This is a genomic window from Paraburkholderia sp. GAS32 (genome assembly GCF_050434225.1).
GTDB classification, from domain to species: domain Bacteria; phylum Pseudomonadota; class Gammaproteobacteria; order Burkholderiales; family Burkholderiaceae; genus Paraburkholderia; species Paraburkholderia madseniana.
Genome location: NZ_JBNPVS010000002.1, coordinates 259586 through 274014, shown reverse-complemented (window position 1 = coordinate 274014; position 14429 = coordinate 259586). Strand labels below are relative to the sequence as shown.

The following is a 14429-nucleotide window of genomic DNA, read 5'->3' as shown; positions in this document are numbered from 1 at the left end:
ATCGACACGCTTACGGCTAGCGCGTGTTCTGGAGACTCTTACCCGTCCACTCGCTCGCCGCTTGGTTCCATAGCCACCACAGAATGTCGGATCCATCCACGGCCGTTTGCGCAGCGTCCCAGTCGATGAACGAGAAGTAGGCCCGCACCTGGGGCGCGGTCATGGCCGGATTGTTCAGGATATAGGCAGCGACATCAGCGTCGCTCAGCGGCTCGTGATAATCGAAATCCGGATTGCCGTGCGGACCGTTGGCGTTGATACCGTTGCCCTTGAAATAGCGCGGAGTAATCATGCCGTTGCCGCCAAGCTTCGGCTTGCACCGCGCGACAAAGTATTCCCCGAGTGAAGTACCGAGCACGTGCCCCGCAATGCTGTCGATCGGAAAATGCACACCCGCCACCGTTCGATTCACCGCGACGCGGTACGCCTGCCTCATCGCCTGCTGACGGAATACGGAGTTGGGCTGCGCATTGAACAATGCGCACAGCACTACCGCGATAATAAACGCCTGAGTCGAATGGCCGCTCGGTAGCGAGCCATGCCCCGGCGTCTGGATCATCGGCTGCACCTGGGTCGAATACTCGATGGCCCTTTGCGCCGCGATCGCATGCTTGAAGCGAATTTCCACGAAGATCGCGAATCGCACGGCGGCATCGAGCAGTTCGAGCGTCTTCGGCGTGCGGCTCGGGTGCAGATAGATGAGGGTGCTCCAGAATGCCACTTGTGGGCCCATCTGACACAGTATCTCAGCGGCGCGGTCCTCGCGCAGGTCCGAATAGAAGTCCAGCCAGTCGAGTTGTTTCGTGAAAACGGCCACGTCCGGGCGGCTCAAAGAGACGACTTTCACGTCCGCGCCGCCTGACGCGGCCCGATGAGACAGCATGGCGGTGTAAGGGTCGGGAAACGAAAACTTCAGACTGGTCAGCAGTTCGAAATCGAACACCGTCGCGCGCACCCAAGGTTCCCATCGCCACAGTTGAGCGGGATCGTCGAGCGCAGGCGGCTGCGGTGTGGTGAGATCCTGCAGTTTCTGATTATCTTTGTTGAGCGTCACCAGCTCCGGAGTCCGCCAACTGCCCACTATCCCGTCGTGGTGTCCCATCAGCGCTTCCGCGAGAAGCCGCGGGTCGCCCGAACTGCCGCCGCCCGCATCATAGACGCCACCCGCCCCGCCACCGCCGGGCGGAACGCCCGCGCCACCAGCACCGCCCGCACCACCGGCACCACCCGCACCGCCAAGTCCGCTCACGATATGTCTCCTCTCTCAGGGATCCAGCACTGCATTCATTGCTTCTTCTATCTAGGCAGGCAATCCCGCCTGGCGGAGTGCCTCCGACCAGATCTTGCCGGTCTTGTATGCGCCGCTAGGCGAGCGCTCGAGATAACGTTGCACCGTCAGCCCCGGCTCGATGGCCAGCACTTCGCCGACCGTCAAACGCGCCGCCTCGACGTTGCCGAGCAGCGACTGCGCGATCGCCAGCGCGCGTAACGTGGACGTGTTGGTACGGTTCACCCGCAGGGACCGTTGCGCCAGTTCCACCGCGCGTTCGTAGCGGCCAGCGGACAGCGCGGCCGTTGCACCTAGCGACTCGTAGAAATAGCGCAAGGGATCGAGCGGCGAAAGCCTGAGGGCACGCTCGGTTGCGTCGACAGCCTCCTCGCCCTCGCCTTCGAATGCGTGCAGCGTGCCTTTGAGCAGCCAGGCAAGCGAATCGTTGGGATTGACGGAGAGCGCGAGCGCGTAGCGCTGCTGCGCGACATCGAGCTGCTTGAGCAGATTCGTGTGCACGAATCCGTCGATGGTCAAGGCGAGCGAACACTCAGGATCGGCGTCGAGCGCGTGTCGCGTGCATTCGAGCGCCACATTTGCTTCGCCGCTGCGGTCATCGGTCCAGCCGCGATTGAAGCGCAAGACATGCCACTTGGCGAGCCACGCATGCGGCAATGCCTGTCTGCCCGCGCGTTCGATCACCACGTCCAGCATGTCCCGCGCACGGTTGAAGTCGTCCGCCACGCCGCGGTGCATCAGCACGATGGCGCTCATCAGCAGTGTCGAGATTTCGAGCGTGGGCAACGCCTGCGATCGTGCCCGATGCAGTTCGCGATTGATGATCGCATTGCTGACCCCGCCGACCACCCGGCCGATCAGCTCGTCTTCGCCGAGCATGATCTCGGAAGTGCGGCCTCTGATGCTCTCAGTCCACAAAATGTGACGCGATTTGGCCTCGGCGAGCTCGGCGACGAGCACGAACTGATCGCCCGACATGCGATATGCGCCCGACAGTACGTAACGCGCGCCGAGAAATCTGCTGATTTCGTCGAGCGACGCGCCGCGCTCGCGAAACGCGGTCGTGGACAAACGCGAGATCACCAGAAGCTCGGCCGTGCGAGACAAGGAGGAAATGATCTCGTCGGCGAGCACTTCGCCGAGCATCTGCTGTTCGACGTCGCCGCCACGCAAGACGAACGGAATCACCGCAATGGTGGGCCGCAGCTCCGGCAAAAAAGCGGCACCACGCTCGATCAGCGGACGTGGACCGGGCGGACCGATCCGATAGGCGTGCACCGGATGCTCGAAATGCTTCAGATGGCATTCGCCGAGGTCGTCGATTTCCGCGTCCAGTTCGGAAGTAAGCTGATCCCGTACCTGCGCGGACACCACGATCTCTCCCGGCCCCGCCAGCGTGTAGAGGCGCGCAGCCAGGTTGACGCCGCGACCGTACACGTCACGCTCGTCTTCGTACAACTCCGTGATGTGCAAGCCCATCCGCAAGAGCATGTGCTTGCTCGCCGGCTCGCCTGCGTTGACCTCGCGCGACGCGCGCTGGATCGCGAAGGTCGCGGCGAGTCCATCCTGCAGGCGCACGAACGTGACCATGAGTCCGTCGCCCTCAGTTCTGATCAGGCGGCCGCCATGCGCAGGCACAAACTCATTCTCGATCTGCGCCTTGAACGCGCGCCAGCGCCGCGCTGCTTCGACCTCGTTATCCTGCATCAGCCTGCAGGACTCAACGAGATCCATAAACAGTACGGCGCGAACGACACAAACCAGTCCATCCGGCGAACGGGGGAAATCTGCCATCACTTTTATTCAAGCCATTTTTTGCGTGCAGGGGTCTTATACGCAACGGACTTAACTGTCCCTGCGCATTCTTTCAAATGTCACGTCGGAAGAGCTGCGCCCACGCAAGCACAACTTTTCAGCGTTGAGCCGAAATGCTCGAAATGGTGAATCTCGCCGCCTGACGGAGCGACGCGAACGCGTGGCCGATGTCTTCAGGAGACTGGCGATTTGTATGTGTTATAGGTCAAAAAAACATTGGAAAAACGGCTTTTTTCACCCGCCATCCGCTTTATGTCAGTCGATATCGGACAAAGCCGAAGCACACTGAAATACCGTGTCTGCAATAAACGTTCGACAGTCGCAATTAATGCCTCGTGCGCAGCTTATCTGCCTCCAATCGGCGGGTAATCAAGTGGATCAGATAGGTGGCGAATTCCGGGTCCTGGTAATAAAGTCGCATCGCGTCGGTCGACGAGACCACCAGCAACTCGCATTCGCTCTTGCAACGCGCCGTGCACGTGCGCCGATGGTCCGGAGAGAAGAGCCCGATTTCGCCCAGTATCGTGCCCTGCCCCACCTCGATGCCGATCTCCTCGAGCATGACCGTTCCGTGCACCACGTAGTAAAGCGCATCGCTTCGGTCATCTTTGTGAAAGAGGACGTGGCCGGATTGAAAACGGGTGGGCGTCGTATAAGTCAGCAGCCGACTGATCGAAAGCTGGCCGTCCAGCGCCTGGTGAAGTTGCACATCGCCGACCTTCTGCAACCGCGCCGCGGCAACGCTCGCCTGCCCCCGACTTCCGACCTTGAGTGCTTTGTACACCGTATATAAGTGCACTTTTACGGTGCCTTCCGTAATGTTCAACTGTCGCGCGATTGACTTGTTCGAATCGCCGCGCGCCGCGAGCGCCAGCACCTGCAGTTGGCGAGGCGTCAGAAAGTGGGGATCGGGATCGGCCGCGACGGCGGACCTTTGCAGCGCGTCGGTGGAAGCGGTAGCGGCGGTGGCCGCCGACCAGCGAATGGCCGACGGCAGATACCGCCCGCCGGCAACGAGGAGGCGCAGTGCATCGACCAGTGCATTGCTCGACTCCGATTTACCCAGGTGACCTGCAACGCCTGCCGAGATGAATTGCTCGACGGCCTGAGGATCGACCGAGGTCAGCAGCGCAAGCACCGGCACGTTCGGTGCACCGCGATGAGAAGCGCTTGCGGTAGTGAGCGCCTCCGGCAGGTAGTCACCGTCGAGCACGAGTACGTCGACCGTTTGCCCGCTATCGATAGGGCTCGACGTGTAGTCGGCGCATTTCACTTCGGCGCCGTCGGCCACCTCGCCGAGCAGACGTGCGACGCCATCGCGAAACAAACCTGCGGGCGCAATGAAAAGAATCAGCATGAGCCGTGCGCGCCACACGTGGCGCCTCGGACTGATCGACCTCTCTTCACGACAGCGAGGCAAGCATGATCGACAATCTTTTGATGTGAGCCCTGAACGCGTCGCTCGCTTCCCGATCGGTTGTCGGATTCAGGTGCGAAGTCCCCGCGAGTTCGACCTGCTCATGAAAATCGTTGGCGACCGCGCGTCTGATGTCCGGTGGTAACGACCGTACGATGGAGACCAGCAAAGCCTCTTCGGCGTGAATCATGCCCAGAATCGAATGAGTGTCCATGGAAGAATCCCCGTTGAAGGCGTCGTAAGTACACTCTAGTACACGCCGGTCAATCGTTTCAGGCTACCTGGGAGGTTTCCTACTGATGGCGTCGGACAGTAAGCGAGTATCACCGCCCGGCATCGTTACGGGGCGCGTAAGGCACCCTTTCCTCCTCGTACAACCGATAGATGAGTTCAAGCAGTTCCCGAAGGTCCCGCGACTCGTCGAGCATTCGCGTGCTCATGATGATTGGGGAAACCAGAGTGGGGTCGTCCAGTTCCTTGTAACTCACGTCGTCTCGCTTCAGGCCATACACGCTACTCGGAACGACAGCAATTCCTTCCCCCGCTGCGACGAGGCCTAGCGCAATCTGCAACTCCCGTACTTCATATATCCGGCGAGGCTTGAGACCACGGTCTGCGAATGCCGACAGCACCTGGTCTGCATAACTGGGCCGCGGCGCCTTGGGGAAAATAATCAGCGTCTCGTTGATCAGGTCGCTGAGCGCGAGGACGGGCTTGCCCAATGAGAGTGCATGGCCCTCCGGGAATGCAACAATCATCTTCTCCTCGCGAAGAATCACCCGGCGGATGTTTGCGTCCTCATGGCGGATACGGCCGAACCCGACATCGATCTGGCCGTCTTTCAGCGCGCGAATCTGGTCCATCGTCGACATCTCATGGAGGCTGAGTTCGACGGTCGTGTTCTCGTCGCGAAAGCGCCGGATGATTTTTGGCAGCATGCCGTACAACGTCGAACCCACGAAACCGACAGAGAGGCTGCGCTCGATGTTGCCCACACGCCGCGTCATTGATTCGAGTTCGGACGTCTGAGCCAGCAACTGGACGGCATGAGCATAGAAAAACTTGCCCGTCTCCGTGAGCTTCAACGGGCGCGAGTCGCGCTGGAATAACTGCACCTCGAGAATCTCTTCAAGTTGCTGTATCTGACGGCTCAAAGGCGGTTGGGCCATGTTCAGCCGCTGCGCCGCGCGCGTGAAATTACGTTCCTCGGCTACGGCGACGAAATAGCGAAGATGGCGCAGCTCCATTTCAATACCTTGTAGATATAGACCAATACTAAATCAGTGTTGGACGAGGCCTTCCGGCGTCCACTATTCTGCATTCACACTCTGTTTCAGCACCCATTATACCTTTCAAGCATATCCAAGAGGGCGCTAAACCAAGGGTTTACCCCCAAATAAAATAGAGATTCAGGAGCAGACATGAGCGTCAAAGTGTTTGATACGAAGGAAGCGCAGGACCTGTTAAAGGCTGCTGCCAACGTCGGTAGCCAGGACGGCAGTGCTCGCGCCAGGCAGATTGTCCATCGCCTGCTGGGCGATTTGTTCAAGGCCATCGACGACCTTGACATGACGCCCGACGAAATCTGGGCCGGCGTTCACTATTTCAACAAGCTCGGCCAGGACGGCGAAGCGGCGTTGCTTGCCGCTGGTCTCGGTCTGGAGAAGTATCTCGACATTCGCATGGATGCAGAGGACAAGGCTGCTGAAATCACCGGCGGCACGCCGCGCACTATCGAAGGTCCGCTGTATGTCGCCGGTGCGCCGGTGCGCGATGGCGTGTCCAGGATTGACGTCAATCCCGATCCGGATGCAGGCCCACTCGTCATCCGCGGCACCGTGACCGGCCCGGACGGCAAACCCGTTGCAGGTGCGGTGGTCGAATGCTGGCACGCTAATTCAAAGGGCTTCTATTCGCACTTCGACCCGACCGGCGCGCAAAGCGAGTTCAACCTGCGCGGTGCGGTCAGCAGCGGTTCCGACGGCAAGTACGAATTCCATACGCTCATGCCGGTGGGCTACGGTTGCCCGCCGCAGGGCGCGACCCAACAACTGTTGAACGTGCTCGCCCGCCATGGCAACCGCCCGGCGCACGTGCACTTCTTCGTCACCAGCGACAAGTACCGCAAGCTGACGACGCAAATCAATATTGAAGGCGACCTGCTGATCTGGGATGACTTCGCCTACGCGACCCGCGAGGATCTGATTCCGCATGTCGTCGAAAAGACCGGCGGCACTGCGTTGGGTATGAAGGCTGACGCGTACAAGGAAATCGAGTTCAACATCGAGTTGACTCCGCTGGTTCAGGGCAAGGATAACCAGGTCGTCCATCGTCTGCGTGCGTCTGCTACCGCCTGACCGCTGAACGCGGCAGCTACGTCGCACCACTGCTGCCGCTCAATCCTTCGCAAGAATCTTTCGACACCGATGCGCGTGCTCCATCACCTGGCGCACGCGTAGGGAGAGCACTCATGTCTGCAATTATCGACAAAGCCTCGCAACTGGATGAACTGCTGCATACCGCCGTTCAGGACGACAAGCAGAACGGTGTATTCCGTTGCCGCCGCGACATCTTCACCAACGCCGATCTGTTTGAACTCGAGATGAAACACATCTTCGAGAGCAACTGGGTGTACCTGGCTCACGAAAGCCAGATTCCCGACAACAACGACTACTACACCACCTGGATTGGCCGCCAGCCCATCGTGATCACTCGCGACAAAAGCGGAGAACTGCACGCGGTCATTAACGCCTGCGCGCACAAAGGCGCCATGCTTTGCCGGAAGAAGCACGGCAACAAAGGCACCTTCACCTGTCCGTTCCACGGCTGGAGTTTCGCCAACACGGGCAAGCTCCTGAAAGTGAAGGACGTGAAGACCACCGAATACCCGGTGCAATTCAACACCAACGGCTCGCACGACCTGAAGAAAGTCGCGCGCTTCCAGAGCTATCGCGGCTTCCTGTTCGGCAGCCTCAACGCGAACGCGATGCCGCTGGAGGACTACCTCGGCGAGACCAAGGTCATCATAGACCAGATCGTCGACCAGGCCGCGAACGGGTTGGAAGTGTTGCGAGGCAACTCCTCGTACATCTACGACGGCAACTGGAAGATGCAGATGGAGAACGGCTGCGACGGCTACCACGTCAGCACCGTGCACTGGAACTATGCCGCGACGATGGACCGCCGCAAGGTCGATGGCACGAAGGCTGTGGATGCGAACAGCTGGAGCAAGTCGGTAGCCGGCGTGTACGGCTTCGACCACGGCCACATTCTGTTGTGGACCAAGACGATGAACCCTGAAGTGCGACCGGTTTATCAATACCGCGAGGAAATCAAGGCACGCGTCGGCGAAGTGAAGGCGGATTTTATCGTCAACCAGACTCGAAACCTGTGCCTGTATCCAAACGTGTTCCTGATGGACCAGTTCAGCACCCAGATTCGCGTGGTACGTCCGCTGAGCGTAGACAAGACCGAAGTCACGATCTTCTGCTTTGCCCCCAAGGGTGAGAGCGCAGCCGACCGGGCTACCCGCATTCGCCAATATGAGGATTTCTTCAACGTCACGGGAATGGGCACCGCAGATGATCTCGAAGAGTTCCGCGCTTGCCAGGCTGGCTATGCCGGCACCACGGCGATGTGGAACGACCTTTCGCGCGGCGCGCCGTTGTGGGTCGAAGGTCCCGACGCGAACGCGAAAAGCATGGGCATGAAGCCGCTCATCTCGGGCGAGCGCAGCGAAGACGAAGGCCTGTTTGTGTGTCAGCACGAATACTGGGTGCAGGTGATGCGCGATGCACTGAAAAAAGAACACGAGGAGACCGTGGCATGAGCTTCGACTACCCAAAAATCTGCGCCACGCTGTACCGCGAAGCCCGCCTGCTCGACGACCGCCAGTGGGACGATTGGCTCGCCTGCTACGCCGAGGACGTCACCTACTGGATGCCGGCGTGGGACGACGACGACCAGCTCACCGATGACCACGAGAGTCAGATCTCGCTGATGTATTACCCGGACCGTGGCGGCCTGGAAGACCGGGTGTTCCGCATCAAGACCGAACGCAGTAGTGCGTCGATGCCCGAACCGCGGACCAGCCACAACGTCACCAATGTGGAAGTGCTGGCCGAACGCGGCAACGAAGTGGACGTGCGCTACAACTTCGACACGCTCAGCCACCGCTACAGAATCAACGATCATTTTTTCGGCACGATGTTCGTTACTTTGCGAAAGGTCGACGATGCCCTGTTGATTGCCAGCAAGAAAATTGTGCTGAAGAACGATTACATCCGCCAGGTACTCGACATTTACCACGTTTGATGTCGAGCCCCGGGAGGAAACTGGAAGTAGAGGAGACAACAATGTCCAGCTACAACATTGCACTGAACTTCGAAGACGGCGTGACCCGCTTCGTCGCATGCAAGCCGGGCGAGAAGGTGCTTGATGCCGCCTTTCGCGCGAAAATCAACCTGCCAATGGATTGCTCCGATGGCGTGTGCGGTACCTGCAAGTGCCGCGCCGAGAGCGGCAACTATGATCTTGGCGACGATTACATCGAAGACGCGCTGAGCGACGACGAGAAAGACAGTGGCCTTGTACTCACCTGCCAGATGGTGCCGCAAAGCGATTGTGTGATTGCCGTGCCGGCCTCTTCCACTGCGTGCAAGACTGAACAGAGCCGGTTCGCCGCGACGGTATCGAAGGTGGAGCCGCACAACGATGCGGCCGTCGTGCTCGAACTGGACGTGGATGCGACCGCGCCGGCATTCCTGCCGGGTCAGTACGTCAACATCGATGTTCCCGGCAGCGGCCAGCATCGTTCGTATTCTTTCTCATCGGCGCCGGGGCAATCGAAAGTCAGTTTTCTGATCAAGCGGATTCCCGGTGGCGTGATGAGCACCTGGCTCGATTCCGCGCAGCCTGGCAACACGTTGGAACTGACCGGGCCGCTCGGCAGTTTCTATCTGCGCGCCGTGGAGCGGCCGTTGCTGTTCCTCGCTGGCGGCACGGGCCTGGCTCCGTTCCTCTCGATGCTGGAAGTGCTGGCGCGTGCCGATTCGCAGCAGAAGGTCCACCTGATTTATGGCGTCACCCGAGACCTCGATCTGGTGCAGGTCGATGCAATCGAAGCGTACCTGGCCAAGTTGCCGAATTTCACCTACGCCACCGTCGTGGCCGACACGGATTCGACTCATCCCCGCAAAGGTTGGGTGACGCAGCACATGCCGGCCGAGGTCCTGAATGACGGCGATGTTGACGTTTATTTGTGCGGGCCGCCACCCATGGTCGATGCAGTGCGTAAGCATTTCGACGACAACGGCGTGAAGCCCAACAGCTTCCACTACGAGAAGTTCACTCCTAACGCAGCACCGAGGACCGCATGAGCACGCAACGATTTGCCGGCAAGGTCATGGTCGTCACTGGCGCGGCACAGGGTATTGGTCGCGCCGTAGCGCTTCGTGCGGCCGCCGAAGGCGGCAAGGTGCTGTTCGTCGACCGCGCGGAGTTCGTCCCTGAAGTTGCTGCTGAAGCAGGTGGCGCGGAAACGGCAGGCTTCGTCGCCGACCTCGAGACGTACGAAGGCGCGGCATCGGCGATGGCTTTTGCAGTGCGCAAGTTTGGCGGCATCGACATACTGATCAATGGCGTCGGTGGCGCGATTCGCATGCGTCCATTCGCGGAGTTCGAACCCGAGCAGATCGACGCCGAAATTCGCCGTTCACTCATGCCCACGCTGTATGCCTGTCATGCTGTGTTGCCGCACCTACTCAAGCGTGGCGGTGGCGCCATCGTCAACGTCTCCTCTAATGCCACACGCGGTATCCGCCGCGTACCGTATTCGGCGGCCAAGGGCGGTGTCAACGCGATCACGCAGTCACTGGCGATGGAGTATGCGGAGCACAACATCCGTGTGGTCGCCACCGCGCCGGGCGGGACCAACGCACCGCCGCGACGCGTCCCTCGCAATACCGCGGGCGACAGCGAGCAGGAAAAGATCTGGATGGGCGATGCGGTGAAGCAGGTCACTGAATCCACCTTCTTCAAACGCTACGGCAGCATCGACGAACAGGTCGCGCCGATTCTGTTCCTCGCTTCAGACGAGGCAAGCTATATCACGGGCACGGTGTTGCCAGTAGCCGGCGGTGACACCGGCTGAGGCGATTCAAGCTGCGCCCCTTTCCTCCCTGAACAGATAAAGCGCCTCCTGTATGGGCCGGTCGGAAAAGGAGAACAAGACGCTGTCCTCGTCTGCCTCGTGCTGGACGTGATGCCACGACGGGACAACAAAGATATCCCGCTTGCTCCACTCCACGACGACGTCGCCTCCGATCCGGCTACGGCCCCGCCCTTCGATAGGCACAAAGACGGTCGCGTCGGTTGAGCGATAGGGTTCCGTCGAAAACCCCTTCGGCAGCAACTGCGTGAAGGTAGCCATCGTCGCCATCGCATACTTCCCATTGTTTGGGTTGACGTATCGCATCTTCAACCCATGACAGGGATCCCAGGCATTCGCGCGACGCATCTGCTCCAGCGCTTCGCGTGTCCGGGCATAAGGATAGTTGAAGATCGGCGAGGTTCCGCCGGCAGGCCGATGGTCTACCGGCAGCAGATTGGCGCCGTAGCGGACGTCACTATCGCCGGTGGGACGGGTAATCGGTTGCTCGTCCTCGCCAAGATGCTCGGCGAACGAGGCGTCCACAAACTGCACCACCGGTATGTCCAGACCGTCCAGCCAGAAAATGGGCCTGTCGCTTTCGTTGCCATGATCGTGCCATGCCATCGGCGGCGTGATAATGAAATCCCCTTCGTTCATTAACGTACGTTCGCCATTCACCGATGTGTGAGCGCCACCGCCTTCCAGCACGAAACGCAGGGCCGTTTGCGTATGCCGGTGCGCGGGCGCGACCTCGCCGGGAAGAACCAGCTGCACCCCCGCATACAGATCGGTTGTGATTTTCGATAGACCACGCAGGCCAGGGTTCTCCAGCACGAGCACGCGCCGTTCGGCTTCTTTTGCCGTAATGATCTCGCCCGCCTCCATCATGGCCGCGCGGACGTCTGCGAATCGCCAGTGTGCCGGCACGCATTTGCTCCGCGGCTCGGGCGTAATCAGGTCATTCAACGACGTCCAAAGCGGCGCGAGGTTCTTCTGGCCGATCCGTTCGTAAAAATCCTCGCGCTCGGGCGTCCCCTTCGCACTCACCTTGTCAGCGTTATCAGCCATCATTTCCCTCCTTCTCGACCGGTTCAATTCCGCGTTTGTTGAAAATCCGGGCAGGAGCGGTTTCCTTCAACGCTGCGACCGCAATGGCTCCGGCGCAGATTGTCCAGAGCGGCATGGTCACCGCATGCTCGATGCCGAAATGCTTGGCCAGATAACCGGCATACGCAGGTGCGACGCCGCCGCCAAAAACTTCGCCAATACCGATGATCATGCCCGACGCTGTGGACATCAATTGGACCGGCACGGCTTCAGCTGCGACCGGACCGACAGTCAGTGTGATCAGGCTATACAGACAACCCATCGCGATCATCAGGCAGATGAACAGCGCTACCGGCGAAGCCCCGGTTCGCAGGAAAATCCATAGCGACAGAAATACGCCTGCCGCGGAAGCCAGCATGACGGGCTTGCGCCCAACGCGGTCTGAAAGGGCCGGCAATACGAGAGCGCCGATCGCCCCGCCAAAGCCTAACGACGAGAGAATGAAACCCATCTGCTGCATGTCGAGATGCAGATAGTCCACAAGATAATTGGGGAACAGCGCGGCAATGACGATCTGGCACGCGAGCCAGCACAGCATGCAGATGATGCCAAGCGGTACATTGCGATAACGAAATACCTCATACCAACGATGTTGTGCCGTGTCATGCGTGGCGGTATGTTTTGCAATTTCAACCGGCGACGGTCGACGCAAGACCCGTTGCGCGAGGAACGCAACAATGAGACCCGGAAATGCGACGAGCAGGAAAATCCACGGCCAGTTCATCACCTTGAGAAGCTGCGTCACCACAATCGGAGTGAGACCAAGCCCGAGCAGAGCCGGCATCATCTGCTGGATCCCGACGTTACGTCCGTGCCGGCTCGGGGGCGACGCATCCATGGTCGCAATGATGCTGGCAGGTGTGAAGGCACCCTCAGCCACACCCATAAATGCCCGGATGGCAATCAGGCTGCCGACCCCGGTTGCGAGTCCGCCAAGACCCGCCAGCAACGAAAATCCAACCATCGCCGGCACGATGACTCTCTTGAAACCGATCCTGTCCGAGAGATTGCCTGTCAGGAGCGCCGATAAGCCCCATGCGAGCGCCAATGCGCCCGTGATATGCCCGAGATCCTGATAGTCGAGCTTCAGGTCGCGCATCAGTACCGGCATCAACGGCACGATCAGGAAGCGGTCTATGCCGACCAGCCCCATGCCGAGGGCCATCAGCGTGACAGCCTTCCATTCATAGCTCTTTGACGACTCAACCTGCAACGGCGCTGCCGTTGCGGGAGTCAGCGGTGGGGTGACGTTCATTCGAAGTCCTTCTGGTTTGATGGCATCGCACGTTCGAATGCCGGCATGGCAAGCGCCGCCTCCGAAATTCGCTGCAGGATGGGAAAGGGAGTCATGTCCAGATCGAAGTTACGCGCATTGACTACTTGCGGAACGAGGCAGATGTCCGCCATGGTGACGCTGTCACCGTGGCAAAATCGCCCTGCCTCGGGATTCGTTGCAAGCATCCCTTCGATGGCCTCAAAACCGTCCGCTATCCATCGGTTGTACCAATCCTTGATCGCGTCTTCTGGTTGATGAAGCGTTTTGCGCAGATAGTTGAGAACGCGCAGATTGTCGATCGGATGAATATCGCAAGCGACAATTTGTGCCAACGCGCGTACGCGCGCACGCCCGGCCGGATCGGCAGGCAGCAATGGGGGATTTGGCCGCGTCTCGTCAAGGTACTCGAGAATGGATAGCGACTGGACCAGTACCTGTCCATCAATGCCCAGCGTCGGCACAAGCCCCTGACGATTCAACTTCAAGTAGTCTGGTGCCCGCTGCTCGCCGCGCCGCAGATGATGAAACGCATCCTCGTAGGCTATCGCCTTGAGATTGAGCGCTATCCGGACACGAAATGACGCGGAAGACCGGTAGTAGCCGTGAAGTGTGACCGGATCGTTCATGAGATCGAATCCGCCAAAGACAGCGACACGTCGATCTGCTCGCGAAGCGAGTCATCGGCAACAACTGCGCCGGATCTCTCCGATGTCCCAGAATGGTAAGGATCGGCTGACGCCGAAGGTTCATTGATCATCTCCGTCTCCTCGAACTTGTGTTGTAACTAACTATCGACGCTGCCGTGATCACTGTCCAACGATAAAAATCGACTGCATGATCTCGATAAATAATTACCAGCTAGCTGAACCCAAAACGCATTCGTCATGCGAGTTTCGCAACGCTAACTATCTTTAAACACGGCTGGAGACGGACTACCACATTAAAAGCCGAAGCCGTTGCACGTCAGGCAACGGCCCGCTCGGGCTTACCGTTCTATCGCATATACACTGAGCCGATTGTCGACTGAAGAAACGCCAGGCACGCTTTTGGCGACCTCCTCAGCGCGATCCACCTGAGCGCTTTTTGGCACAGAACCAGACAACGTTATAGCGCCGCCCTTCGCGTAGACGAACAACTGGGTCATGTCGATGCCTTTTGCCTTCGCCATTGCTGTTCGCACAGTTTTTGCGAGCTTACGGTTAGCGGCCCTGATGGCCTTTGCGCTCGGCGCGCTGGCTGCAATTCCGGACGTCGCCCCCGCGCTGTCATTGCCGTCCTGCGCGAATGCCGTCAACGGTGCGATAGTGGCGGCCAATGCGGCGACCAATCCAATCTGTAAGATTGCTCTCATTTTTGCTTCTCACTATGTTGGAGA

At 59.5% G+C, this 14429-nt stretch carries 15 protein-coding genes; 5 read left to right on the top strand and 10 right to left on the bottom strand.

Annotated features, from left to right (window positions below; genetic code table 11):
* Window positions 1-16: 16 nt before the first annotated feature.
* The 5 genes from P3T25_RS03235 to P3T25_RS03215 all read right to left on the bottom strand — a co-directional run bounded on the left by P3T25_RS03235 (window position 17) and on the right by P3T25_RS03215 (window position 5767).
* On the bottom strand, window positions 17-1249 hold the full coding sequence (locus P3T25_RS03235; protein ID WP_429357458.1) for a phosphatase PAP2 family protein: 1233 nt from the start codon (window positions 1247-1249) through the stop codon (window positions 17-19).
* Window positions 1250-1300: 51 nt separating this feature from the next.
* A complete protein-coding gene (locus tag P3T25_RS03230; RefSeq protein WP_429357457.1) occupies window positions 1301-3082 on the bottom strand; it encodes an adenylate/guanylate cyclase domain-containing protein in 1782 nt (593 codons plus the stop codon).
* Between the two features lie 346 nt (window positions 3083-3428).
* Window positions 3429-4460 carry a LuxR C-terminal-related transcriptional regulator gene (locus tag P3T25_RS03225; RefSeq protein ID WP_429357456.1) on the bottom strand — a complete coding sequence of 344 codons (1032 nt, stop codon included), beginning with the start codon at window positions 4458-4460 and terminating at the stop codon, window positions 3429-3431.
* 46 nt (window positions 4461-4506) lie between these two features.
* On the bottom strand, window positions 4507-4734 hold the full coding sequence (locus P3T25_RS03220; RefSeq protein WP_154565000.1) for a hypothetical protein: 228 nt from the start codon (window positions 4732-4734) through the stop codon (window positions 4507-4509).
* A gap of 109 nt (window positions 4735-4843) precedes the next feature.
* Entirely contained in the window at window positions 4844-5767 is a 924-nt protein-coding gene (locus tag P3T25_RS03215) for a LysR family transcriptional regulator (protein ID WP_154564998.1), read from the bottom strand.
* 174 nt (window positions 5768-5941) lie between these two features.
* Between P3T25_RS03215 and catA the strand changes: the two genes are divergently transcribed.
* The 5 genes from catA (at window position 5942) to benD (ending at window position 10671) form a co-directional block, all read left to right on the top strand.
* Window positions 5942-6877, top strand: a complete 936-nt coding sequence (catA, locus tag P3T25_RS03210; protein WP_429357455.1) for a catechol 1,2-dioxygenase — start codon at window positions 5942-5944, stop codon at window positions 6875-6877.
* Window positions 6878-6990: 113 nt separating this feature from the next.
* The gene (locus P3T25_RS03205) at window positions 6991-8349 is read left to right on the top strand and encodes a Rieske 2Fe-2S domain-containing protein (RefSeq protein WP_429357454.1); all 1359 of its coding nucleotides are present in this window, start codon (window positions 6991-6993) and stop codon (window positions 8347-8349) included.
* The gene (gene benB / locus P3T25_RS03200) at window positions 8346-8834 is read left to right on the top strand and encodes a benzoate 1,2-dioxygenase small subunit (RefSeq protein WP_054035207.1); all 489 of its coding nucleotides are present in this window, start codon (window positions 8346-8348) and stop codon (window positions 8832-8834) included. The genes P3T25_RS03205 and benB overlap by 4 nt, the downstream gene beginning before the upstream one ends.
* A 41-nt stretch (window positions 8835-8875) precedes the next feature.
* On the top strand, window positions 8876-9898 hold the full coding sequence (gene benC / locus P3T25_RS03195; RefSeq protein WP_429357453.1) for a benzoate 1,2-dioxygenase electron transfer component BenC: 1023 nt from the start codon (window positions 8876-8878) through the stop codon (window positions 9896-9898).
* Window positions 9895-10671, top strand: a complete 777-nt coding sequence (gene benD, locus P3T25_RS03190) for a benzoate diol dehydrogenase BenD (protein ID WP_429357452.1) — start codon at window positions 9895-9897, stop codon at window positions 10669-10671. Before benC ends, benD begins: the two co-directional genes overlap by 4 nt.
* 6 nt (window positions 10672-10677) lie before the next feature.
* Here the strand turns inward: benD and gtdA are convergent, their stop codons facing one another.
* The 5 genes from gtdA to P3T25_RS03165 all read right to left on the bottom strand — a co-directional run bounded on the left by gtdA (window position 10678) and on the right by P3T25_RS03165 (window position 14369).
* Window positions 10678-11742, bottom strand: a complete 1065-nt coding sequence (gene gtdA / locus P3T25_RS03185) for a gentisate 1,2-dioxygenase (protein ID WP_429357451.1) — start codon at window positions 11740-11742, stop codon at window positions 10678-10680.
* Window positions 11732-13033 (bottom strand): MFS transporter, encoded by a 1302-nt coding sequence (locus P3T25_RS03180; protein WP_266257709.1) that lies wholly within the window; start codon window positions 13031-13033, stop codon window positions 11732-11734. The genes gtdA and P3T25_RS03180 overlap by 11 nt, the downstream gene beginning before the upstream one ends.
* Entirely contained in the window at window positions 13030-13680 is a 651-nt protein-coding gene (maiA, locus tag P3T25_RS03175; RefSeq protein WP_408516065.1) for a maleylacetoacetate isomerase, read from the bottom strand. The genes P3T25_RS03180 and maiA overlap by 4 nt, the downstream gene beginning before the upstream one ends.
* On the bottom strand, window positions 13677-13811 hold the full coding sequence (locus tag P3T25_RS03170) for a hypothetical protein (RefSeq protein WP_266257707.1): 135 nt from the start codon (window positions 13809-13811) through the stop codon (window positions 13677-13679). Before P3T25_RS03170 ends, maiA begins: the two co-directional genes overlap by 4 nt.
* Window positions 13812-14039: 228 nt before the next feature.
* Window positions 14040-14369: a BON domain-containing protein gene (locus P3T25_RS03165; RefSeq protein ID WP_266257706.1), complete on the bottom strand. Its 330-nt coding sequence runs from the start codon at window positions 14367-14369 to the stop codon at window positions 14040-14042.
* Window positions 14370-14429: the final 60 nt, after the last annotated feature.

What these genes read in the sequence shown, in the direction of transcription:
- gtdA (WP_429357451.1), bottom strand. Translation starts at nt 11,742, where the DNA reads ATGATGGCTGATAACGCTGACAAGGTGAGTGCGAAGGGGACGCCCGAG.
- P3T25_RS03215 (WP_154564998.1), bottom strand. Translation starts at nt 5,767, where the DNA reads ATGGAGCTGCGCCATCTTCGCTATTTCGTCGCCGTAGCCGAGGAACGT.
- benB (WP_054035207.1), top strand. Translation starts at nt 8,346, where the DNA reads ATGAGCTTCGACTACCCAAAAATCTGCGCCACGCTGTACCGCGAAGCC.
- benD (WP_429357452.1), top strand. Translation starts at nt 9,895, where the DNA reads ATGAGCACGCAACGATTTGCCGGCAAGGTCATGGTCGTCACTGGCGCG.
- benC (WP_429357453.1), top strand. Translation starts at nt 8,876, where the DNA reads ATGTCCAGCTACAACATTGCACTGAACTTCGAAGACGGCGTGACCCGC.
- maiA (WP_408516065.1), bottom strand. Translation starts at nt 13,680, where the DNA reads ATGAACGATCCGGTCACACTTCACGGCTACTACCGGTCTTCCGCGTCA.
- P3T25_RS03170 (WP_266257707.1), bottom strand. Translation starts at nt 13,811, where the DNA reads ATGATCAATGAACCTTCGGCGTCAGCCGATCCTTACCATTCTGGGACA.
- P3T25_RS03220 (WP_154565000.1), bottom strand. Translation starts at nt 4,734, where the DNA reads ATGGACACTCATTCGATTCTGGGCATGATTCACGCCGAAGAGGCTTTG.
- P3T25_RS03180 (WP_266257709.1), bottom strand. Translation starts at nt 13,033, where the DNA reads ATGAACGTCACCCCACCGCTGACTCCCGCAACGGCAGCGCCGTTGCAG.
- P3T25_RS03205 (WP_429357454.1), top strand. Translation starts at nt 6,991, where the DNA reads ATGTCTGCAATTATCGACAAAGCCTCGCAACTGGATGAACTGCTGCAT.
- P3T25_RS03230 (WP_429357457.1), bottom strand. Translation starts at nt 3,082, where the DNA reads ATGGCAGATTTCCCCCGTTCGCCGGATGGACTGGTTTGTGTCGTTCGC.
- catA (WP_429357455.1), top strand. Translation starts at nt 5,942, where the DNA reads ATGAGCGTCAAAGTGTTTGATACGAAGGAAGCGCAGGACCTGTTAAAG.
- P3T25_RS03225 (WP_429357456.1), bottom strand. Translation starts at nt 4,460, where the DNA reads ATGCTGATTCTTTTCATTGCGCCCGCAGGTTTGTTTCGCGATGGCGTC.